Annotated in this window: 19 protein-coding genes; 12 read left to right on the plus strand and 7 right to left on the minus strand. The window is 61.0% G+C overall.

What is annotated here, in order from left to right:
- Positions 1-113: 113 nt before the first annotated feature.
- On the minus strand, positions 114-3,515 hold the full coding sequence (mfd, locus tag DFR38_RS16600) for a transcription-repair coupling factor (protein WP_059286069.1): 3,402 nt from the start codon (positions 3,513-3,515) through the stop codon (positions 114-116).
- Positions 3,516-3,719: 204 nt separating this feature from the next.
- Here mfd and DFR38_RS16605 point away from each other — a divergent pair, with 204 nt between their 5' ends.
- The 12 genes from DFR38_RS16605 to DFR38_RS16660 all read left to right on the plus strand — a co-directional run bounded on the left by DFR38_RS16605 (position 3,720) and on the right by DFR38_RS16660 (position 15,587).
- A complete protein-coding gene (locus tag DFR38_RS16605) occupies positions 3,720-6,986 on the plus strand; it encodes a sensor domain-containing protein (protein ID WP_244909913.1) in 3,267 nt (1,088 codons plus the stop codon).
- A gap of 84 nt (positions 6,987-7,070) precedes the next feature.
- Entirely contained in the window at positions 7,071-7,826 is a 756-nt protein-coding gene (gene rlmB, locus DFR38_RS16610; RefSeq protein WP_059286070.1) for a 23S rRNA (guanosine(2251)-2'-O)-methyltransferase RlmB, read from the plus strand.
- 397 nt (positions 7,827-8,223) lie between these two features.
- Positions 8,224-9,720 carry a multicopper oxidase family protein gene (locus tag DFR38_RS16615; RefSeq protein ID WP_110313647.1) on the plus strand — a complete coding sequence of 499 codons (1,497 nt, stop codon included), beginning with the start codon at positions 8,224-8,226 and terminating at the stop codon, positions 9,718-9,720.
- A gap of 74 nt (positions 9,721-9,794) precedes the next feature.
- Positions 9,795-10,121 (plus strand): metal-sensitive transcriptional regulator, encoded by a 327-nt coding sequence (locus tag DFR38_RS16620; RefSeq protein WP_420865220.1) that lies wholly within the window; start codon positions 9,795-9,797, stop codon positions 10,119-10,121.
- A 176-nt stretch (positions 10,122-10,297) separates the two neighbouring features.
- Positions 10,298-10,573, plus strand: a complete 276-nt coding sequence (locus DFR38_RS16625) for a hypothetical protein (RefSeq protein ID WP_110313648.1) — start codon at positions 10,298-10,300, stop codon at positions 10,571-10,573.
- A gap of 165 nt (positions 10,574-10,738) precedes the next feature.
- Positions 10,739-11,116 carry a 30S ribosomal protein S6 gene (rpsF, locus tag DFR38_RS16630; protein WP_103524040.1) on the plus strand — a complete coding sequence of 126 codons (378 nt, stop codon included), beginning with the start codon at positions 10,739-10,741 and terminating at the stop codon, positions 11,114-11,116.
- 18 nt (positions 11,117-11,134) lie between these two features.
- A complete protein-coding gene (gene priB / locus DFR38_RS16635) occupies positions 11,135-11,434 on the plus strand; it encodes a primosomal replication protein N (RefSeq protein ID WP_059287688.1) in 300 nt (99 codons plus the stop codon).
- Positions 11,435-11,439: 5 nt separating this feature from the next.
- Positions 11,440-11,667 carry a 30S ribosomal protein S18 gene (gene rpsR / locus DFR38_RS16640; protein WP_028535202.1) on the plus strand — a complete coding sequence of 76 codons (228 nt, stop codon included), beginning with the start codon at positions 11,440-11,442 and terminating at the stop codon, positions 11,665-11,667.
- Positions 11,668-11,685: 18 nt separating this feature from the next.
- On the plus strand, positions 11,686-12,135 hold the full coding sequence (gene rplI, locus DFR38_RS16645; protein ID WP_110313649.1) for a 50S ribosomal protein L9: 450 nt from the start codon (positions 11,686-11,688) through the stop codon (positions 12,133-12,135).
- Between the two features lie 306 nt (positions 12,136-12,441).
- Entirely contained in the window at positions 12,442-13,878 is a 1,437-nt protein-coding gene (locus DFR38_RS16650; protein ID WP_059285525.1) for an FAD-dependent oxidoreductase, read from the plus strand.
- 19 nt (positions 13,879-13,897) lie between these two features.
- Entirely contained in the window at positions 13,898-14,269 is a 372-nt protein-coding gene (locus DFR38_RS16655; RefSeq protein WP_059285526.1) for a nuclear transport factor 2 family protein, read from the plus strand.
- Between the two features lie 70 nt (positions 14,270-14,339).
- On the plus strand, positions 14,340-15,587 hold the full coding sequence (locus DFR38_RS16660) for an aromatic amino acid transport family protein (protein ID WP_059285527.1): 1,248 nt from the start codon (positions 14,340-14,342) through the stop codon (positions 15,585-15,587).
- 87 nt (positions 15,588-15,674) lie between these two features.
- Here the strand turns inward: DFR38_RS16660 and DFR38_RS16665 are convergent, their stop codons facing one another.
- The 6 genes from DFR38_RS16665 to licT form a co-directional block, all read right to left on the minus strand.
- On the minus strand, positions 15,675-16,007 hold the full coding sequence (locus tag DFR38_RS16665; protein WP_059285528.1) for a DUF2322 family protein: 333 nt from the start codon (positions 16,005-16,007) through the stop codon (positions 15,675-15,677).
- Between the two features lie 396 nt (positions 16,008-16,403).
- Positions 16,404-17,237: a histidine phosphatase family protein gene (locus DFR38_RS16670; RefSeq protein ID WP_082693360.1), complete on the minus strand. Its 834-nt coding sequence runs from the start codon at positions 17,235-17,237 to the stop codon at positions 16,404-16,406.
- A gap of 37 nt (positions 17,238-17,274) precedes the next feature.
- Positions 17,275-18,600: an OprD family outer membrane porin gene (locus DFR38_RS16675; protein ID WP_082693361.1), complete on the minus strand. Its 1,326-nt coding sequence runs from the start codon at positions 18,598-18,600 to the stop codon at positions 17,275-17,277.
- On the minus strand, positions 18,597-20,006 hold the full coding sequence (locus DFR38_RS16680; RefSeq protein WP_059285531.1) for a glycoside hydrolase family 1 protein: 1,410 nt from the start codon (positions 20,004-20,006) through the stop codon (positions 18,597-18,599). The genes DFR38_RS16675 and DFR38_RS16680 overlap by 4 nt, the downstream gene beginning before the upstream one ends.
- Before the next feature lie 10 nt (positions 20,007-20,016).
- The gene (locus tag DFR38_RS16685; protein WP_059285532.1) at positions 20,017-21,888 is read right to left on the minus strand and encodes a beta-glucoside-specific PTS transporter subunit IIABC; all 1,872 of its coding nucleotides are present in this window, start codon (positions 21,886-21,888) and stop codon (positions 20,017-20,019) included.
- 171 nt (positions 21,889-22,059) lie between these two features.
- Positions 22,060-22,896, minus strand: coding sequence for a BglG family transcription antiterminator LicT (gene licT, locus DFR38_RS16690; protein WP_059285533.1), 837 nt, complete (start codon positions 22,894-22,896; stop codon positions 22,060-22,062).
- Between the last annotated feature and the right edge of the window lie 197 nt (positions 22,897-23,093).

The following is a 23,093-nucleotide window of genomic DNA, read 5'->3' on the forward strand; positions in this document are numbered from 1 at the left end:
CACAAGAGCGCCCAGCCTGTTTCCTCCCTGTTTTGCGATATGGCAATGCAGGAAACAGAAAAAACGCCTGCAGCACCGGGCGGCAGGCGTTGTGGAGCGGGATCTGGCCTAACCTAGCCCAGTTCTTTCAGCAGCTCCTTCACCCGTACCACGCGCAGGCCCACTTCTTCTATCTTCGACTCCACCCGCAGCTTGTCCTGACCGGCCAGCTTGTAGTTCTTCTTGCTCTGGATCAGCTGGATGATCTTCATCGGGTCGATCGGCGGGTTCTTGATGAACTGCAACTGGATGGCCACTTCGCTGGCGTCCAGCTTGGCCACACCCAGCGGCTTGGCCAGCAGACGCAGGCGGTGGCTTTCGATCAGCGTCTTTACCGTTTGCGGCGGCAGGCCGAAGCGGTCGATCAGTTCCTCGTGGATGGCATCGATGTCCTGCTCGGTATCGCAAGTGGCCAGGCGCTTGTACAGCACCAGCCGTTCATGCACGTCCGGGCAGTAGGCATCCGGCAGCAGCGCCGGGCTGTGCAGATTGATTTCGGTGGTGACGCCCAGCGGTGCGTCCAGGTCCGGCTCGCGGCCTTTTTTCAGGTCGCGCACCGCTTGTTTGAGCATCTCGGTAAACAGGGAGAAACCCACTTCCTGCATTTCGCCCGACTGGCCTTCGCCCAGCACTTCGCCCGCGCCACGGATTTCCATATCGTGCATCGCCAGATAGAAACCGGCCCCCAGCTCGCCGGATAGCTGGATGGCTTCCAGCCGTTTGCCGGCGTCCTTGCTCATGCCGTCCGGCGTCAGCAGATAGGCATAAGCCTGGTGATGGCTGCGGCCCACCCGGCCACGCAGCTGGTGCAGCTGGGCCAGGCCGAACTTGTCGGCGCGGTTGATCAGGATGGTGTTGGCATTGGGAATGTCGATGCCGGTTTCGATGATGGTGGAGCACAGCAGCACATTGAAGCGCTGTTGCAGGAAATCGCGCATCACCTGTTCCAGCTCGCGCTCGCGCAACTGGCCGTGGGCCACGCCGATGCGCGCTTCCGGCACCAGTTCGGCCAGTTTTTCCCGCATGTTTTCGATAGTGTCCACTTCGTTGTGCAGGAAGAACACCTGGCCGCCGCGCTTGAGTTCGCGCAGTACGGCCTCGCGGATCACCCCATTGCTGGCCGGGCTGATAAAGGTTTTCACCGCCAGCCGGCGGTTGGGTGCGGTGGCGATGACCGAGAAGTCGCGCAGTCCTTCCAGCGCCATCGACAGCGTGCGCGGAATCGGTGTGGCGGTGAGGGTGAGCACGTCGACATTGGCGCGCAGGCGTTTGAGCTGTTCTTTCTGGCGCACGCCAAAGCGGTGTTCTTCGTCGATGATCACCAGCCCCAGGTTCTTGAACTGTACGTCCGGCTGCACCAGCTTGTGGGTGCCGATGACGATGTCCACCGTGCCCTCGGCCAGCCCGGCCAGCGCCGCCTTGCTTTCCTTGGCGCTGCGAAAGCGCGACAGCTCGGCAATCTTCACCGGCCAGTCGTTGAAACGGTCGGAGAAATTCTGGAAATGCTGCTCGGCCAGCAGGGTGGTGGGCACCAGCAGCGCCACCTGCTTGCCGCCCATTACCGCAACAAAGGCGGCGCGCAGCGCCACTTCGGTTTTGCCAAAGCCCACATCGCCACACACCAGGCGGTCCATCGGCTTGCCGCTGCACATATCGTGAATCACCGCTTCGATGGCATTGGCCTGATCGATGGTTTCCTCGAAGCCGAAGCCGGCGGCAAAGGCATCGTAATCGTGGTGGGACAGGGTAAAACTGTGGCCTTCGCGCGCGGCGCGCTGGGCATAGAGGTTAAGCAGCTCGGCGGCGGTGTCGCGGGCTTTTTCCGCGGCGCGTTTCTTGGCTTTTTCCCAGGCCGGGTTGCCCAGCTTGTGCAGCGGGGCCTGCTCGGACGGGCCACCGGCATAGCGCGAAATCAGGTGCAGCTGGCTCACCGGCACATAGAGCGTGGCATTGTCGGCGTATTCCAGCTGCATCAGCTCGGTTTCGCCTTCGCCCAGGTCCATCGACACCAGGCCGATATAGCGGCCGATGCCGTGCTGCTCGTGCACCACCGGGTCGCCGGATTTCACCTCGGCCAGGTCGCGCAGCATGGAGTCCGAGCTCATCTTCACATGGCGGCGGCGGGTGTGGCTGCGTGCGATGTGCTGGTATAGCTCGCTCTCGGTAATGATGGACAGTGGCGGCTGTTGCTGGGCAAAGCCGGAATACAGCGGGGCCACCACCAGCGCCAGCGGCATGTTGCCGCTGGCAAACTCTTGCCAGTGGTCGATCAGTTGCGGCTTGATGCCATGCTCGTGCAGGAACTGCACCATGGTTTCGCGCCGGCCCAGGCTTTCTGCCGTCAGCAGCACGCGCTGGCCGCTGTGTTGCAGATAATGCGCCAGCTTGTGCAGCGGGTTGTCGGCACGGCGCTCGACGGCCAGGTCGGGCAGCATCAGGCTGGCAGAGTCTGCGTCGCCGCTGGCGGGGATTTCAATGCGCGAATAGGGCTTGATGCGGCCGAGGAATTCGTCCTGGCGCAAAAACACATCGGCCGGCGGCAGTACCGGACGTTCCGGGTCGCCCTGCGCCATGTGGTAGCGGTTCTGCACGTCTTTCCAGAAGGTATCGGCAGCCCCGGCCACGTCGCGGTGCAGCACCACCAATGCCGATTCGCCCACGTAGTCGAACAGGGTGGCGGTTTGGTCGAAGAACAGCGGCAGGTAGTACTCGATGCCGGCCGGGAACAGATTGGCCGATACCTCTTTATAAATGCGGCTCTTGGACGGGTCGCCCTCCATGCGCTCGCGGTAGTGCTGGCGGAAGGCGGTGACGCCGCTTTCATCGGCCGGGTATTCCCGTGCCGGCAGCATGCGGATTTCCGGCACCGGGTACAGCGTGCGCTGGCTGTCCGGGTCGAAGGTGCGCAGGCTGTCGATTTCCTTGTCGAACAGGTCGATGCGGTAGGGCAGGGGGCTGCCCATGGGGAACAGGTCCACCAGGCCGCCACGAATGGAAAACTCGCCCGGCGCCATCACCTGGGTGACGTGGTTGTAGCCTGCCGTCACCATGTCGGCGCGCAGTTGCTCCACATCCAGTGCCTGCTTGCTCTGCAGCAGAAAGGTGCGACCCAGCAGGTAGCTGACCGGCGCCAGCCGCGTCATGGCGGTGCTGACCGGAGCAATCACCACCTGGCATTCGCCGCGGTGGATCTGCCACAGCGTGGCCAGCCGCTCGCTTACCAGTTCGCCGTGTGGCGAAAAATGGTCGTAGGGCAGGGTTTCCCAATCGGGCAGCAGCGCGGCCTTGATGTCGGGCGCAAACCACGGCAGTTCGGCCTTCAGCCGCTGGGCGGCCTGGGCATCGGCAGTGAGAATGAGCAGGGTGTGGCCAGCCTGGGCCAGACCAGCCAGTACGGCCGCGTCCAGACCATCCGGCAGGGCGGGACAGCGGGTCTTTTGACCGGCCGGGGCAATGCGGGGCAGAGTGTCCAACATTCTTCTTCACATTCGTGGATCTGCGGGTATTATACCAGCGGGCATTTCATACCAAAGGTGTGTTTGCCATCCATTTACAAGAGGCCACAAGGCCCGCGACCCGCCAGGCATCTGAACCACACTTCGAATAATGACTGCCCCCGAACAAGAGCGGGCAGGGTCAATGCATGGCTGCAAAGGACTGGGAGAGTGAATACAAAGGGGATGTTTGCAAGCTGGGCGGCCTTTGCGCTGTTCGCTGCCAGCTTGTTGTTATGGCCCAGGCACGAGCTGGGTGAAATACCTCTATATGGTTTCCTGCCGCACGGCCTGTTTGCCGGCTGGCTGCTATGGCGTGGCGCTGGCGTGGCCTGGCGCTGGCCGGTGGCGGCATGGCTGATCAGCATGCAGTGGCTGGCCTGGCCATGGGCGCTGGCCCTGTCGGCGTCGCTGCTGCTGATGCTGCCGGGCGCACGCCTGCTGCAAGGCACTGCCGGTGAAGAGGATGGCTCGGCCATTGCCCAGTTGCTGTGGCGGCTGCTGGAAGTGTCCGCCTATCTGCTGGCACCGCCGATTGCCTTGCTCGGCGTCTTTTCGCTGTGGCATGGCGCCTTGCCGCAGGTATTGCAATGGACGGCGCTGGCTGCCGGCTGTGCCATGCTGGCCATGACCTGCTGGCTACCGCTGTTGCGCATGTCCGGCTGGCCCGAGCAGCGCCGCCTGCTGGAATTGCTGGTGATTCTGCTGGTGATGCTGGTGGTGTGGGCCTCCATGGTCAGCAATGCGCAAAGCCTGCCTTTTCCCCGTCCGGTCCTGTTCTTCCCACTGCTGATCTGGGCTGCCTTCCGTGGCCGTCTGCTGGGGGCCTGCCTGTCCGGTTCGCTGCTCTGCCTGCTGCTGTCGCTGCCGTGTTATCTGCCCGGCCTGTATCTGCATGCCGGCGTGACCGAGCTGATGAACGACACCGTGCTCTGCCTCACCTTCATTGTGGCGGCCTTGCTGGTGGCCACGCTCAGTGATGTGCAGCGGCGCAAGGAGGACGAGCTCAACGAATTCCGTTCGCGGGTGGAGTCGCTGGTTAACAACAGCCCCAACATGATGTCGCTCAAGGGGCTGGATGGCCGCTTCCTGCTGGCCAATCGTGCTTACAGCCGCATGCTGGGCGTCAGCGAGCACGCCATGGTGGGGCACTCGCTGGACGACTATTTCACTGCAGACGACGCCAGCCGCATCAGGCAGCAGGATGCGGTGGTGCTCAGCTGTCTGGAGCCGCGTCAGTTCGAGGAAAGCTTTAGCGTGGGCGGCAACAGCTTCACCATGCTGGTCAGCAAGTTTCCGTTGTTTGACAGCCAGGGCCGGCCGGCCGGGGTGGGCAGTGTGGACACCGACATCACCCGCAGCCGCGAAGAGCTGCAGGCCAAGAAAGAGGCGGAAGACAAGTACTGGGCACTGGTGGAACAGACCCTGGTGGGCATTTACATCCTGCAGGACGAGAAGCTGGTGTATGTGAACCCCAAGCTGGCCGACATTGTCGGCTACCCGCCGCAGGAAATGCAGAACATGGCGCTGGAGAAGCTGTTGCCACCCAGCGAGGCCAGCCGCATCCGGCTGCAGATCAAGCGCCGCCTGCGCGAGAATATCCAGATCATGCATTACACCACCCGCGCCATCAGCCGCGACGGCCATCTGGTTGATCTGGAAGTGCACAGCCGGCTGGTGGAATACGAGGGCAAGCCGGCGCTGATCGGCGTGGTGGTGGACATTTCCGACCGCATCGCGGCGGATACCAATCTCAAGCTGGCGGCCAAGGTATTCGAGAATTCGGCCGAAGGCATCCTGATTCTGGATGCCGATGCCCGCATCATCGCCGTCAACCATGCCTTTACCCGCATTACCGGCTACGAGGAAGGCGAGGCGCTGGGCAAGCTGTCGCGCATTTTTGCCGATAGCGACGATGCGGCCAGCCAGCACATGCAGCAGGCGCTGGCCCTGCACGGCCAGTGGCAGGGTGAAATGCGCGACCGGCGCAAGAATGGCGACTGGTATCCGGCCGAGCTGTCGATTTCGCTGGTGCGCGATGATGCTGGCTTTCACAGCAATTATGTGGCGGTGTTTTCCGACATCACCGTGCGCAAGCAGGCCGAGGAGCGGCTGCAGTTTCTGGCCAATCACGACCCGCTCACCCGGCTACCCAACCGCAGCAGCCTGATCAGCCGGCTGGAGCAGGCCATTGTCGAGATGAGCGGCGAACCCGGCCCGCTGGCGGTGATGTTTATCGACCTGGACCGTTTCAAGCTGATCAATGACTCCTTCGGTCACCAGTCCGGTGATGAATTGCTGCGCGAAATCGCCATCCGCCTGTCCAATTCGGTGGGCGAGCGCGGCCTGCTGGCCCGGCAAGGTGGCGACGAATTCACCCTGCTGCTGACCGAGTTTGCCGATCAGGCCGAGCTGGCGGCGCTGGCCGAGGACATCCTGGCGGTACTGGGCCGTGGCCTGCGGCTGGAAGAGCACGAAGTGTTTGTCACCGGCAGCATCGGCATCAGCGTCTTCCCCAATGACGGCACCGATGCGCGCAGCCTGCTGAAAAATGCCGATGTCGCCATGTACCGCGCCAAGGATGCCGGCAAGAACACCTATCAGTTTTTCGATGCCGAGATGAACACCCAGACCTTCGAGCGCCTGCTGCTGGAAAACGGCATGCGCCAGGCGCTGGAGCGCGGCGAATTCGAGCTGCATTACCAGCCACAGCTCAATGCCGCCAGCCGCGACATGTCCGGGGTGGAGGTGCTGATTCGCTGGCGTCACCCGCAGCTGGGCCTGATTCCGCCGCTGCGTTTCATTCCGCTGGCCGAGGAAACCGGCCTGATCAAGCCGATTGGCGACTGGGTATTGCAGGAAGCCTGCCGCCAGCTGAAAGCCTGGGATCAGGCCGGCCTGTATGTACCACGGGTGGCGGTCAATCTGTCGGCGCGCCAGTTCGAGCAGAGCACGCTGGTGGACAATGTGGCGCGTGCCCTGCACAGCACCGGCCTGGAAGCTGGCCGGCTGGAACTGGAAATCACCGAAAGCATGATCATGCAAAACCCGGTGGAAACCGTGCAGCAGCTGGGCGAACTCAAGGCACTGGGCGTCTGGCTGTCCATCGATGACTTCGGCACCGGCTATTCCTCGCTGTCGCACCTCAAGCGCTTCCCGCTGGATACGCTGAAAATCGACCGCTCCTTTGTCGATGGCCTGCCCGGCGATGAAGACAGTGTGGCCATTGCCGAGGCCATTCTGGCCATGGCCAAGAAGCTCAAGTTCAGCGTGGTGGCCGAAGGGGTGGAAAATGCCGCCCAGGCCGACTTCCTGGAAATGAAAGGCTGCACGCTGTTGCAGGGCTATCACTTTGGCAAGCCGGTGCCGGCGGCGGAATTTCCGCAATTGGCCGAGCAGCTGGCCAAGTCGGCGCGTCTGGCCATACTGGCCGACTGGCAGGGTGGTCTGTAGCGGGGCCGCGCGCAGTTTGGCAGCAGCCGGCGCGGCTTTGCGGCTACAATAGCGCCCATTCCCCGTTTACAAGGCTTCAAGCGCATGAGCAACAAGCGACTCATTCACGGCTTTCATGCCATCAACGCCCGCTTGTGGCAGAACCCGAAGAGCCTGCTGGAAATCTGGCTGGCCGGCGGCCGCCACGATGAACGGGCCAAGGCCGTGCTGGACAAGGCCGCTGAAGAAAGCATCAAGCTGCACATTGTCGACAAGGCGCGGCTGGACAGCATGAGTGGCAACGCCCGCCATCAAGGCGTGGTGGCGATGATCGATGCCAGCCGTAATCACGTAGACCTGGACGACGTGCTGGAAAACCTGGCCGAACCGCCGCTGCTGCTGATTCTGGACGGTGTCACCGACCCGCATAATCTGGGCGCCTGCCTGCGCGTGGCCGACGCCATGGGCGCGCATGCGGTGATTGCCCCCAAGGACCGCTCGGCCGGGCTGAATGCCACCGTATCCAAAGTGGCCTGCGGTGCCGCCGAAGTCATTCCCTACATCACCGTCACCAATCTGGCGCGCACCCTGCGTGATCTGAAAGACGCCGGGGTGTGGATTGCCGGCACCACCATGGAAGCCGATACCGATCTGTTCCATGTCGATGCTGCCGGCCCGCTGGCCTGGGTGATGGGCTCGGAAGGCGAGGGCATGCGCCGCCTGACGCGCGAACACTGCGACGTGCTGGTGTCCATTCCCATGTTCGGCACGGTGGAAAGCCTCAATGTGTCGGTGTCCTCCGGCATGGTGCTGGCGGAAAGCCGCCGCCAGCGCGTGCTGGCCGCCGAAAAGGCCGGCTGAACCCACTACACGCTCTCCGAAAACCCCATGCCTCGGCATGGGGCAGGCTGCTGACAAAATGATTCGCTACGGTTGCAGCGGACCCGGCAAAGCCGGGCCTTTCAATTAACTGATTGATTCGGCAGCCTTCCCTTCCATTCCCGATCCGCCCGCCCTTACCCGGTAAGGGAGCCTCGCCTTCCTTGCAGGAAGCGAGAGGGCGTTTGTCAATAAAACCCCATGCCACGGCATGGGGTTTTTTGATGCAGGGCAGTTTTTTGCCATTGCGCAGCTCCGTGGCGGAACCTTGCTGGCTATACTCTGTTCTAGTGGTTTTATACCCTTGGGGGGTATGAGTGATTTGCGATGATCCTGCCGGGGCAGGCATCACATCCGCCCCCACCGACGGAGTCGACGCATGGACCGAAGACATTTTCTGCAATGGAGTGGCGCGCTGGCGCTACTGCCGGTGCTGGCAGGCAATAGCCGGGCTGATGGCATGGCCGGCATGCCGGCCATGGATCACGCGGCCATGGACCACGGCGCAAGCGCCAGCATGCCTGCCGCCGATAGCCTGGGCCTGCCACGCGGCTTGCCATTGCCCGCGCTGTCCCGGCTGCAAAATCACGGCAGGGCCGGCCAGTTTGTCGGCCGCTTGCAAGCCGCTCCGGTCAGCCTGCCGCTGCTGCCGGGCAAGCCGGCCACCACGTTCTGGGCGTATAACGGCCAGATTCCCGGCCCGGCCATCGTGGCCTGGGAGGGGGACGAAGTGAACATTGCTTTTGCCAATACGCTGCAGCAGCCCAGCACCATCCACTGGCATGGCATGCCGGTGCCGGCCGAGCAGGACGGCAATCCGCATGCTCCGGTCCTGCCCGGCCAGCAGCGTACTTATCGTTTCGAGCTAGCTGCGGGCAGCGCCGCCAGCTACTGGTATCACCCGCATCCGCATGGCCATACCGCACAGCAGGCCTATATGGGGCTGGCCGGGGTGTTCGTGGTGAAAAGTCATGATGACCCGCTGGCCCATCTGCCGGAGCAGTGGCTGGTGTTGTCCGACCTCAAGCTGGATGCCCATGGCCAGATTGCCGATAACAGTGCAGCCGACCGGCATGATGGCCGCGAAGGCCAGTTCCTGCTGGTGAATGGCGGCTGGCAACCGGTGATCGCCCTGGCGGAAGGCGAGCGGCAACGCTGGCGCATCTGGAATGCCAGCAGCGCGCGCATCCTCAAGCTGGCCTTGCCAGCGCACGAGGTCGATCTGGTGGGGACGGATGGCGGGCTGATCGCGACGCCACGGCGCATCGACAGCCTGCTGCTGTCACCGGGTGAGCGGGCAGAAATCGTCATCACCGGGCGCTTCACCCCCGGTCAGCCATCCGCCTTGCTGGCCTTGCCATACCACCGTGGCAAGGCCATGAGTCCGGAGCAGGACGACAGCCTCACGCTGGCCACCATCCGACAGGCGGGCAACAAGGCCACCGCCACGCTGCCGGACAAACTGCGCGATATCACCCCGCTGGGCGCACCTGCGCTCAAGCGGGTGGTCAACTTCAGCGAAAACATGGCCGATCCGGCCGCCATGTTCCTGATCAATGGCAAGAAATTCGACATGAACCGGGTGGATTTCAGCGGCAAGGTCGGCCAGATCGAGGAATGGGACATCGTCAGCCAGGCGCATATGGACCATCCCTTCCACCTCCACGGCACCCAGTTCCAGGTGCAGGCCCGCACCGAGGACGGGGTGTGGCAAACCGAGCCCTTCCTCGCCTGGCGCGATGTGGTGAACATCCCGGCCGGCGAAACCGTGCGCCTGCGCTTTGTGCAGGGCATGCCCGGCCTGCGCATGTTTCACTGCCACATTCTGGAACATGAAGATGCCGGCATGATGGCCATGCTGGACGTGGGCAGTTGAACCGGGCGGGCGGCGGCGGGGGGCGGGCGATGCTACACTGACACTCCTGTTGTCCAACCGCTGCCGGAGTTCGCATGAGCCTTGCCCCCAAAACCGATGCCTGCTGTCACACGCCGCCCGACATGGCCGGCAAGAGCGTGGTGCAGCCGAACAAGGCGGCCCTGCTCAAGCGGCTGGCACGCATCGAAGGCCAGGTACGCGGCATCAGCGGCATGGTGGAAGCCGACCGCTACTGCGTGGACGTGCTGACCCAGGTGGCGGCGGTCAAGTCGGCGCTGGATGCGGTCTCCATGCAGTTGCTGGAAAACCACATGAAAGGCTGTGTCAGCAAGGCCTTGCAGGAGGGCGACGCCACCGGCATGGTGACCGAGCTGATCGAGGTGGTGAAGAAAGTCCGTTAGCCATTGACCGTGCTTTGGTGCGGTCAAGCAGGCCGCACCCGTGCCGGGCTTGACCCGTGGCGGCAGCACAAACCGCAGGGCGTTGGCTGCGGCTGAGCATGTCCGGCGCGCGCAGGCGCAAGACTTGCTTTAATCTTTGCAGCATTCTGTTGCCCCCTTTTCAGGAAACCACCGAGATGAAAACCGCATTGCCCGTGCTGGCCGGCCTGCTGCTGTCGTCATGGTCGCTGGCCGACCCCCTGCCTTTTGAACAGTTCATGCATCTGCACCGCGACATGAGCGAAGCCGAGCTGCTGCAAGTGGCCGGCAAGCCGGATTATGTGCGCGCCGACCCTGCCGGCAATGGCGACCGCCAGCTGTTCTGGCTGGGCGATACCGATCTGCCCTATACCACGCTGGTGATTCTGCACAACGGTCTGGTCAGCGATATCCGGCGCGACAAACGGCTGTAAGCCGCCAGCCGCTTTGCGGCTTTTGCCACGCCGGCTTCATCCTGCGCGGCGGCGGCGGCCGATTTTGTTTGCCGCAGCCGGATTAAGTGCGTAGAATGCTGCGGTTTCACTACCTTGCTTTTTGCAACCGCATGGCAAAAAGCTAAATAGCCATAAGGAGTTAACATGCGTCATTACGAAATCGTGTTCATCGTCCATCCGGACCAGAGCGAACAGGTTCCGGCCATGATCGAGCGCTACAAGGGCATGGTTCTGGCCGCTGAAGGCAAGATTCACCGTCTGGAAGACTGGGGCCGTCGTCAACTGGCTTACCCGATCCAGAAGCTGCACAAAGCCCACTACGTTCTGATGAACGTTGAGTGCCAGTCCGAAACCCTGGCCGAGATCGAGCACGCCTTCAAGTTCAACGACGCTGTTCTGCGTCACCTCACCATCAAGCTGGATCGCGCCGTTACCGAAGCGTCCCCGATGATGAAGGACGAAAAGGCCAAGAACCTGCTGGATTCCCAGCAGCCGGCAGCCGAGGCCGAAGCTGCTGCCTAATTGGCAGGAGACAAGGACTTGCAGAACCGTCTGGTATTGACCGCGACGGTCGAACGCGAAGAAGCCCTGCGTTACACCCCTGCCGGTATTCCGGTAGTGGAAATGTGGATCAGGCACCAGTCTAGACAGACTGCCGGCGGGTTCGAACGCGATGTGGCCTGTGAAATCCAGGCCGTGCTGATTGGAGAAGACGCCCGGAAACATGCCGGGAAACTGGCCGGAAACGCGGTGACATTCACCGGATTCCTGTCCCAGCGCAGTCTGAAAAATCCGCGGTTGGTACTCAATATCGAATATGTTGAATTTGTAAAAGGTTAGTCAAAATGGCTCGTCAACTCTTCAAGCGCAAGAAGTTCTGCCGCTTCACGGCAGAAGGCATCAAGGATATCGACTACAAATCCGTTGATCTGCTGAAAGACTTCATCGCCGAAAACGGCAAAATCATCCCGGCTCGCATTACCGGTACCAAGGCTCGCTACCAGCGTCAGCTGACCACTGCTATCAAGCGTGCTCGCTTCCTGGCATTCCTGCCTTACACCGACCAACACTAAGCCGGGAAAGGACTTAAGATGCAAATCATTCTGCTCGAAAAAGTTGCCAACCTGGGTCAACTGGGTGACGTGGTAAAGGTCAAGAACGGTTACGCCCGTAACTTCCTGATCCCGCAAGGCAAAGCCAAGCGCGCCACCGAAAACAACCTGAAAGAGTTCGAAGCACGTCGCGCCGAACTGGAAGCCAAGCAAGCCGAGATCCTGGCTGATGCCAAGGCCCGTGCTGAAAAGCTGGTTGACGCCGTGATCACCATCGCGCAAAAAGCCGGTGTGGATGGCCGTCTGTTCGGTTCCGTGACCAATGTGGACGTGGCTGAAGCCGTGACCGCATTCGGCGTGGAAATCAAGCGTTTCGAAGTTCGCCTGCCGAACGGCCCGTTCAAGGCCATCGGTGAGTACGACATCGAAATCGCCCTGCACCACGACGTGGTTGCTCCGATCAAGATCGTTGTGGTCGGTCAAGCCTGATTCCCTTACCCGGAATTGTGCTGCAAGAAAAAGCCCGCCTTGGCGGGCTTTTTTCATGTCTGGCGCCCGTCTGGCGGCGCCATGGCTTGCGCTGTCCACCTGCCCGACAGCTGCCGCGGATTTTACCGGCCAGGCTCAACTCCTTTCATGCTGCTGTTTCAGTCCTTTCCCATCAATCTGTCCGCTCAATTCAAATAAGCTCCCTGCTGATCTTTCCAACAGCGCTGCCCTGCACGGAAGGCTGGCCCCGCGCTTGATGGCCGCCGGCAAGGCAGTCCCCTGTCCCGATACCAGGAGTATGAGCGCATGTCCTCTGCCGCATCCCGCTGTAGTGCTTTCAGTAGCTGGCTTGCCGAAGCGCTGGCAGCGGAAGGGCCGGCCAGCCCCGAACCATTGCGGCAGGATATCCGCGCCGATGTCTGTATTGTGGGCGGTGGTTTTACCGGCTTGTGGACGGCCATCGAAATCAAGCAGGCCCGCCCGGACACCGAAGTGGTCATCGTCGAAGCCAGGCTGTGCGGCAGCGGGGCCAGTGGCCGCAATGGCGGTTTCGTGCTCAGCCTGTGGGCCAAGTTCCTGTCGCTGGCCAAGATGTGCGGCGAGGCCGAAGCGCTGCGCCTGTGCCAGCAGTCGGCGCAGGCCATTGTCGATCTGCAGGCCTTCTGCCAGCAGCATGGCATTGATGCCCAGCTGCGGCTGGATGGCTGGTTGTGGGCTGCCACCACCACCGCCCAGCTAGGCAGTTGGGACAGTACGGCCAGCCAGCTGGAACGGCTGGGCCAGTCCCCCTTCCAGCGCTTGGCCGCAGGGCAGGCGGCGCAGCTGAGCGGATCCCGCCTGCATCTGGACGGAGTGTACGAGCCGCTGGCAGCGTCCATCCAGCCCGCCATGCTGGCGCGCGGCCTGTTGCGTGTTGCCCGTCAGCTTGGGGTCAGGGTATACGAGTCTTCCCCGATGCAGCGGCTGGACGCCGGCATGCCGGCGCGGGTGCAATGCCGCGAGGGCAGTGTGCGAGCCGACAAGGTGGTTCTGGCGATGAATGCCTGGGCGGTGCAGTTTGCCGACATCCGCAAGGCCTTTGTCGTGGTCTCCAGCGATGTCGTCATAACCCGCCCGCTGCCTGCGTTATTGCAGTCCATCGGCTGGACAAACGGCATGACCATTTCCGACAGCCGCATGCTGGTGCATTACTACCGCACCACGCCGGATGGCCGCATCGTGTTCGGCAAGGGCGGCGGCAGCGAGCAATTGCTATACGGCGCCAAACTGGCCGACAAGCTGGATGGTGCATCCGGCATTGCCGCCACGGTGGCCGCCCATTTGCGCCGCACCTATCCGGGCGTGCAGGCAGACGACATCGTCGGCAACTGGACCGGCCCCATCGACCGCACCCGTAACGGGCTGCCACATTTTGGCGCCTTGCCGCAGCAGCCGAATGTGTTTTATGCCATCGGTTATTCCGGCAACGGTGTCGGTCCCTCCATGCTGGGAGGCAAGATTCTGGCGGCACTGGCCCTGTCACTGGACAACGAATGGGCGCGTTGCGGCCTGGTACACGGCCTGCAGCGCGATTTCCCACCCGAACCCTTCCGTTATCTGGGAGGCCGGCTGATACGCCATGCGGTAGGTCAGGTTGACCTGGCCGCCGATGAAAACCGCCAGCCGTCCTGGCTGATGCAACAGCTGTGCAAGCTGGCCCCTTCCGGGCTGTCGCCCACCAAGGCGGCCACCCCTTCCCGCTAGATCCCACCTGGAGAAACACATGTCCTGCTCATCTGATCTGGAACAGATCCGCCAGGCGCTCACCGCCTATTACGAGGCCCTGTATTACGGCCGCCCGGAGAAACTGGCAGAGGCATTCCGGCCGGATGCCGTGCTGCTGGGGGATGTCGAGGGGGCCGAGTCGCGGCTGGATCAGGCGCAATACCGCAGCCTGCTGCAAAGCCGCCCTGCGCCGCATGCGCAAGGGGCTGCCTATGCGCTGCAGATTGGCGACATCCGCCTCTGCGGCAATGCCGCCATGGCCGAATTGCAAACGCCTCTGGCTGGGCGGGTATTTACCGATTATGTCTCGCTGTTCAAGCACCAGGGGCAGTGGCGCATCGCTTTCAAGCTGTATTCGCACCCGCAGTAAACCCTGCCGCCATGTCTGCTCCTGGCCGGCGGCGTGCTGCCGTCAGTTGACCCATTACCGGGATACTCCCATGCATTCCAGCGAACTTGCGCCAGCGGCGCCGTCTCATGAAGACTCCGGCCTGCTGGTCCAGCCGATCAGCAGGCTGGAAACCATAGGCATCATTTTCGGGACCAATATCGGCGCCGGTGTGCTGGGCATGGCCTTTGCCGCGCGCAAGACCGGCTATCTCCCGCTGCTGCTGTGTCTGGCACTCACCTGTGTGCTGTGCACCATCACCATGCTCTATCTGACCGAGGTGGCGCTGCGCACCCGCGGCAACCACCAGCTCAGCGGCCTGGCGCGCCGTTATCTGGGTGGGGTAGGCGGCTGGCTGCTGTTCCTGGCGGTGGCCGCCAACAGCTTTGGCGCGCTGACCGCCTATATGGCGGGGAGTGGCAGCATCCTGCTGGATTTGCTGGGTGGCTATGGCATGAGCCGGGAGCTGGGCAGCATCCTGTTCATCGTGCCATCGGTGGCGGTGCTGTATCTGGGCCTGAAGGTGCTGGGGGCGGGCAACAAGCTGATCAGCATCAGCATGATCGTCATCATTCTGGCGCTGATCCTGGCCTCCATCGTCAGTCAGGATGCGCGGCTGAGCAATCTGTGGGTGAGCCGTTGGCAGTATGTGGTGCCGGTGTTCAATCTGGCGGTATTCGTGTTCGGTGCCCAGTTTCTGGTGCCGGAACTGGTGCGTGGCAATCTGTCTGCGCCACGCAAGCTGCCCGGGCTGATCATCAGCGGCATGGCGCTGACCTTTGTCTTTGTGGCGCTGATTCCCGCCTCGGTGATTGCGCTGGTGGGCAATGACAACCTGACTCAGGTTGCCACGCTGAGCTGGGGCCGGGCGCTGGGGCAGTGGGCCTATTACAGTGCCAATATCTTTGCCCTGCTGGCCATGCTGACTTCCTACTGGGGGCTGGGGGGCTGCCTGTTCACCAATATCTTCGACCACTTCCATCTGGGCAGCGAAACCCGGAAAGCAAAGCGGCTGCTGGTACTGCTGGTGGTGGCATTGCCTCCCTTTCTGCTGGCTTACTCGGGCATTGCCAGCTTCGTCAACGCGCTGTACTTCGCTGGCACGTTCGGCGGGGTGCTGATGGGCATCATCCCGGTCTTGCTGCTGAATGCAGCTCGCCGCCACGGCGATGAGCCCAGCGAATTTGTCTGCGGCTGGTATGCCCACCGTGGCGTGCAGTGGCTGATCATGGCCACCTTTTTCCTCAGCGGCGTGTATGCGGTGGTGTCGCTGTTTGGGGTGCTGCCGGAGAGCTGGTAACAAGGTAAAACGCCTGCTCCAGCCTGCGCAGGGAAGCGTGGAGCGAGCTGGTGCAGGCCGGGTCGCTCAGGCAAGCCGGCTGGTGGCTCAGCCGTTTTCCAGCACAATGCGGGCGCGCAGGCCGGGAGCGCCCTCTTCGGCAATCGCCAGCAGGCGGTCGATATTGGGGTGTTTACCCGGATGCAGGCGGGCATCGGCGGTGTGCTCGGCATACAGGGCCAGGCCCTGCTGGGCCGCGTTGCGGTCGAGATGGCCGTGCTGCTTGAGCAGGGCATGATAAACCCGCACCGAGCCGGCGGTGCCAGGCTGGTTTTCCAGGCGGGCGACGGGTTCTCCCGCGGCATCCAGCAGCACGATGGCGCTAATGCCGCTGGTGGCGGGGAGGGTGTCCAGAATGTCCTTGAAGCTGGGCGTGGTCATGGTTGTCTGTTCCTGCGTGGTGCTGGCAAAAGTGGATGATAGCCGCAGATGCTAGCACAGGCAGGCCGCCACGGCCTGCTGTCGGCATGATCCGTTGCCGGGCTGCTGCTGGTGCAGCATGGCACCAGTTTGGTGCGTATTTGCTGCGACAGGCCATGGCTGGCGGATGGTGCATACGCTGGCTATGGGTTAATTCCTGCCATATCAGTGGTTTGGCTATCCTGGCACGCTGTTTGCTAAGAATGGGGCAGTAGCTGGCGACGGGAGATGGCGGTTGCAAGCGGCCATCACCGTCCTGCGCCAGTCTGCAAAGGAGAAAACAGAGCGGCATAGCCGCCACCGGAAGCAGGTTGGCCGAAGCACACGTTTCGGCCAACCTTTCCATTTATGCGCTGCTCATTCTGCCGCCGTGGGTGGTGCGATGCTGTCTGCCGGCAGCGATGCACCGACAGGCAGCTGTCCGTCTGCGACATAACGCAAATCATTGACTTCCAGTAATTGATATTGGCCATGCTGCAAGCGCAGGTGGGTGATACTGGCATTGCCCAGTTTGATCGTTGCCACAGCCTGACCGGGCAGCAGCAGGTCAAGCAAGGCATTGATGCTGAGTCCGTGCGATACCAGCAGTACCTTGCCGCCACCCGATTGCCGGGTCTGGCTGATCAGCTCATCCATGCCGCTGCGCAGACGGTGCTGGATGGCTGCATAGTCTTCCGCGGGCCACGTGTCGCTGCCCGTCTTCTGCCGTGTCTTGTCCAGTGCCGCCACCGTATCGGCAAATGCCTTGGGCGTGACCTGTTGCAGCCATTGCGCCAGGCTCATCTGCTGCTGTGCCGCGACGGCCTGCCACAGTGTCTGATTGGCCGCGGTTTCATAGCTGCCGAAATTGAACTCCCTGAAGCGCCAGTCGGTGCGCACCGGCAAGCGGGCCTGCCCGTTGTGGGCCAAGACCAGGCGCGCTGTTTGCAAGGCACGGCCACTGTCGCTGCTGTAGGCCGCAGTGAAATGAATGCCGTGCTTGGCCAGGCCGCGCCCCAGGCTGATGGCCTGGCGCTGGCCTTGCGGCGTCAGGACGGCATCACTCCAGCCTTGTACCTGGTCGCTGGCGTTCAGCATGGTTTTGCCATGGCGTGCGATATAGATTTCGATGTCTGGCGTGCTGTCAGCAGCCATGGCAGCAGGGGCCAGGAAGAGGGTGAACAGGCAGAGGCGGGCAGGAGAGAGGCGCATGGTGGCTCCTTTGCTGAAGCGGGTTTCGGGCTGGGGCTCACAGTAGCGGCAGCAAGTAGTCAAGCTGGAAGCCGCTGCCGATTTTCGGTTTGTTGATCTGCTGGCCGCTGGCCACATCCACCTGTCCGTTGCGTGTGCGTTTCCAGCTATGGCCGTAGTCGGCCAGCAGACGCAGGGTCATCTTCTTTAGCTGTGGCGGCTGGTACTCGATGAAGCCAAGTACGTCCCAGTGGCGCAGCGGAACATGCTGGGCACGCATGCCCGCGCCGTGATAGCCGGCCATGCCGATGCGCGTGCTGGCTTGCGGGCGATAGCTGAGGCTGGCGAACAGCATGGTTTCCCGATCATGCATGTAGTCGAAGATGCCGTTGTAGGCCGGGCTGGCGAAGCGGCCTACCGCGTTGCGCGCCAGGTTGAAGTAGAAGAAGCCCAGGTCGGAAGCGTTTTGCGGTTTTGCCCAGGTATGGCTGCCGCCCCCGGCCAGGGTGAATGGCCCCAGTTCGCGGCTCGCTTTCAAGCCAAAGTGATAGGCATCGCGGCTGAAGTCCCGTCTTTCCCACCAGCTCAGGCCGCGATTGTGATACAGAAAGCCTTCCATACGCAGTCCGGATGGCAGGGCCTGCCAGGAGGCTTCCAGCCCCTGGCGGAACAGATAGCGGTCGGCTTCACCGGCAAAATACAATAGCGAGTTGTTTTTTGAGCTTTCCCATTTCACTTGGCCGCTGACAATATGGTTTAGCTGGTGACGGCCATCGCGGCTGTAGAAGCGCCGCAGCCCAGGCTCGTGCCGGTCGATCGTGCGATCCACCACGGCCAGCAGCCCGCTCCACTGCCCGGACTGGCCGTCCAGGCGCAGGCCATGGTAGCTCTTCTGCGCAGCACGGCTGTCGCGGGCATGAATGACGCCGACGTTATACATGCGCTGCCAGCCAAGTTGGGCGCTGAGGCCGGGTTGTTGATAGCGCAGATAGGCTTGGCCGAGCTTGCTGAAGCTGCCGAGGTCCGGCGGCAGCATATTGTCGGTGTAGCCGTTTTCCGTGCGGGTGCGCAGGTTGATGACTGACTCATAGGAAAGGCCAAAGCCCAGCCGGTCCTGCCAGTAGCCGCTGCGGTAATCCAGCCCGATGCCTTGTACCCAGGTGCTGTAATGATGTGGCAGCAGGTCCGGGTCCCATTCACTGGCATTGCCGCTGCGGTAGAGATTGCGCAGCGACAAATCCAGTCGACTTCCGCCCAGCAGTCCAGCGTTTTCTGTGGTCAAGGCTGGGGTGGGCTCTGCCAATGCCGGTGGTCCGCTGCACAGCGTCAGCAGCAAGGTCAGGGCGAGGGGGCTTGCCGGGGGATATTGCCATGGCGTTTTCATGGCCGGGCCTCCCCTGCTTGCAGGCTGGCGCCCTGGCTGGCAATCACATCGCGATACCAGAAGAAGCTTTTCTTGCGCAGGCGCTCAAGGCTGCCCTGGCCATCATCATCACGATCAACATAAATGAAGCCATAGCGCTTGGACATTTGCGCTTTTGATGCGCTGACCAGATCAATTGGCCCCCAGCTGGTATAGCCCATCACCTCCACACCATCCTGCAAGGCTTCCGCCACCTGCAGCAGGTGGTCATTCAGATAACGGATCCGGTAATCATCCTGAACGGACCCGTCCTCGGCCACCACATCACGTGCACCCAGGCCGTTTTCCACGATGAACAGCGGCTTGCGGTAGCGGTCGTATAACAGGTTCAGCAGATAGCGCAGGCCTTGCGGATCAATCTGCCAGCCCCACTCGGAGCTGGGCAAATGCGGATTGGGCAGGAGATCCAGAATATTGCCGCGCAAGCGCTGCTGCAGGGCCGGGTCGGCGGTGGCGCAGCCGGACATGTAATAACTGAAGCTGATGAAGTCCACCGCATGTTGCAGATCTTCCCGGTCTTGCGGGCTGATCTCCAGCTGAATCTGCTGCTCACGGAAAAACCGTTCCATATAACCCGGATAGCGGCCATGTACTTGCACATCACCAAAGAACAGCCATTGGCGGTTTTGTCGCAGGGCTTCCAGCATGTCGTCCGGATGGCAGCTGAGCGGGTAAACGATGCCGCCCAGCAGCATATTGCCGATTTGCGCGTGGGGCAGCATGGCATGGCAATCGCGTACGGCGCGGGCGCTGGCGACCAGCTGGTGATGAATGGCCTGGTAGATGGCTTGTGGTGAGCTGTTAGCCGCCATGCCCACGCCGGTAAATGGCGCATGCAAGGACATATTGATTTCGTTGAAGGTCAGCCAGTATTTCACCCGCCGGCCAAAGCGCTGGAATACGGTTCTGGCATAACGGCCAAAAAAGCTGATCAGCCGGCGATCCTGCCAGCCGCCATAGCGCTGGACCAGCGCCAGTGGCATTTCGTAGTGGGACAGGGTGATGACCGGCTCGATGCCATGGCTGGCCATTGCGTCGAACAGGCGCTCATAAAAAGCCAGGCCTTCTTCATTGGCTTCTGTTTCATCACCCTCAGGAAAGATGCGGCTCCAGGCAATGGAGGTGCGCAGGCAGCGGAAGCCCATTTCTGCCATCAGCGCGAGGTCTTCCGGGTAGCGGTGATAAAAATCGATGGCAACATCCTTGATGTTGAAGTCGCCATCCTGGCGCTGGATGACAGGCCCAAAAATACCCTGGGGCTGCACATCCGAGGTGGACAATCCCTTGCCACCAAGCTGGTAGGCACCTTCGGCCTGATTGGCAGCAATGGCGCCACCCCACAGGAAATGCTCGGGAAAACGTTGCATGTCGGACTCCTTACGTTTGGCTTGGGTGATGATCGGTGTGCAGCAGAAACAATGGCTCGCCAGTTTTAACCTGGCCGGTTTGGAGTAACTGGATGCTGGCCTCGTCTGCGCCTTGGCACAGGGTAAGCAGCACGGTGGGGTCATAGCCGGCCGCCTCGATGGCCTCCCTGTCCATGTTCATGAGCAGCTGGCCTGCAGTGACGCGCTGCCCCTGTACGATCTGCGAATGAAAATGCTGTCCCTGCAGCTGGACGGTATTGATGCCGACATGAATCAGTATTTCCACGCCATGCGCTGTGCGCAGGGTGAGTGCATGCCCTGAAGGCTGCACGCCGCTGATGATGCCGTCACAAGGCGCGTGCAGGCTGTCTGTGGTGGGGTAGATGGTAACCCCGGCTCCCAGGGCGCCGGATGCGAAGGCCGTATCGGGAATGCTGGCCAGCTCACGGATATTGCCGCTGATGGGGGAGCGGATGCTGTCTTGTTCCGTAGGGGGAGCGTCGGTCGTACTGGTATTGGCCGGGGCAGGCAGACCAAAGAAAAAGGTGGCGAGCAAGGCAAACAGGCAAGCCATGGCGCTACCGATTAATGCGCCCCACACACTGTTATCCACGCCGCTGGGGGGAATGATCTGGGCGAAGGTGAAAATGCTGACCAGGCCCAGCGAGTAAACCTTGCTTTGTACATAGCCCACCACCATGCCGCCCAGCGCCCCGCCGATGCAGCCAAACAGGAAGGGGCGTCTGGCCGGCAGGTTGACGCCATAAATGGCCGGTTCGGTAATGCCGAATATCCCGGCAGTGGCGGCAGAGGCAGCCAGCGAGCGTTGCCTGCTGTCTCGACTGCGCAGCATGACCCCCACTACCGCCCCCACCTGTCCCATCACTGCCGGCAATAGCAGCGGCAACATGCTGTCGTAACCCAGTACGCTGAGATTGTTAAACATGAGCGGAATGAAGCCCCAATGCAGGCCGAAGATGACAAACACCTGCCACAAACTGCCCATGACGGCTCCTGCCAGCACCGGGAACAAGGCATAGAGCCATTGGTAGCCAGCCGCCAGCCCCTGACTGGCTTTTGTTGCCAGCGGACCGATCAGCAGAAAGGTGAAGGGGACCGTGATGACAAGGCAGAGCAGTGGCGTTGCCAGATTGCGAATGGCCGCAGGAAAGCGTGGCTGAATGCGTTTTTCCAGCAGGCAACTGAACCAGGCCGCGAAAATGACCGGCATTACCGACGAACCATAATCGAGCAAGGTCAGTGGCAAACCAAAGAAATCCAGCGACGCGGCGCTGCCACCGCTGGCAAACAGGCTACGAATGGTCGGGTGTACCAGGGCGGCGCCGATTGCCATGGTGGTGAAGGGTGAGCCGCCAAATTTCTGTCCGGCGGTATAGCCCAGGACAATAGGCAGGAAAAAGAACAGTGCGTCACTGGCGGCATACAAAACGTGATAACCACCGCTGTCAGCTGCCAGCCAATGACAGGCCAGCGCCAGTGCCAGCAAACCTTTCAGTATGCCGGAGGCGGCCAGAACGCCGAGAAATGGGGTGAAAATGCCGGAAATAATATCGATAAAGCGGCTGAATAAGGTTTCGCCAGCGCTGGGGGCAGCGCCGACTGCCTGGTCTGGCAGCTCTGGCAGCTGACGCTGTTTTTCGATTGCAGCAAAAACCTGGCTGACATCATTACCAATCACAACCTGATATTGCCCGCCGCTTTCTACCACCATCAGCACACCTGGTGTTTGTTTCAAGGCAGCCGTGTGGGCCAGGGCGCTGTTTTTCAGTTTGAAGCGCAAGCGCGTGGCGCAATGGACCAGGCTTTCGATATTATCCTTGCCACCAATATTTGCCAGGATGGTGTTGGCCAGTTCCTCCATTTTTTATTCCTTGTGTGATCAAATTAAAAAAACCTGAAAACAGCTCTCCCAGTGGAGAGTGATTTCAGGTTTTGCTCGCCATTGCGATAACAATCCCATTGAGAGTAAGGGCTTGAGCTATTCAGTCATGTCGGTTTCATGGTGTTGTTGCGCTCAACATGGGGATGGATGCTAGATGGCTTGCCTGTCGTGCAGCCGGTTTATATGCAAGCTAAGGTACATTATTTCTGCATCGCTCAGTTTTTCATGCCCGTTGGTTTCGATATGCTTGCTAATGGTCTTGGCGCAGTTCCACGCTTGTGGGCAAGACTGTTGCACCATTTCTTGTAATGCAATATCTCCTGGCAGTAAGCCATTTTTACTGAGCAGACGTTGCGCGAGAAATTTAAGATGAGTCACAAAGCGATGGAAGGCAAGGGTGTTTTCATCCAGTCTGATATGCATTTTCAAGCGCACAATCTGTAGTACTTCCTGCATCAGAAGGCTGATCTGGTTGGTGATTTTCATGTCGCCGGTCAATTGTGCATTGGCCAGGTGCAATGCAATGAAACCAGCCTCATCTATTGGTAGTTGACAATCCATTTCCTGTGCGATCAGTTCTAATGAGGCCAAGCCTATATCGTATTCGCATGGATAGAGTTGTTGAATATCCCATAACATGAGATTGCTGATGGCCATGCCCTGACGATGGCGCTCGATGGCAAAGTGCAGATGATCCACTAGCGTCAGGTAAATACGCTCATGCAAAGACGGAATTTTTTGTCGTGCCAGGCAAATGATATGATCACTGGTGGTGATGATCTCTGCCGGAATCCGTTGCAATAGTTCGCTGAGCAGGGCTTGCAAGCCAGGCTCTTGCAGTGAGAATATTTTTTCCACACAGGCTTTGTCCAGAAAGTCTCCTGGACGTTTTTGAAAGCCTAGCCCGCGTCCCATGACAACTTGTTCCTGCTGTTGTGCATTACGGATAATAACGGCATTGTTATTCAGTATCTTGTAGATACGCATTTGTTAGCCTCCAAAAACAAAAACCTGATCCACAACGGCATGTGTGGATCAGGTTTTGCCTGCTATTGCAGTGACAAGCCTGGGAGGTACTACCGGATTGATGATTTGCTGAATAGGTATAATCCAGAAAACCAGCGTTCTGGGGATTATCTGTGCAAGAGATAAGGACTGACAAGCTGCCCTTTTGGCATGGCGAT

Origin of the sequence: Aquitalea magnusonii (assembly GCF_003202035.1) — a bacterium.
In the GTDB taxonomy this organism is placed as follows: Bacteria; Pseudomonadota; Gammaproteobacteria; order Burkholderiales; family Chromobacteriaceae; genus Aquitalea; species Aquitalea magnusonii.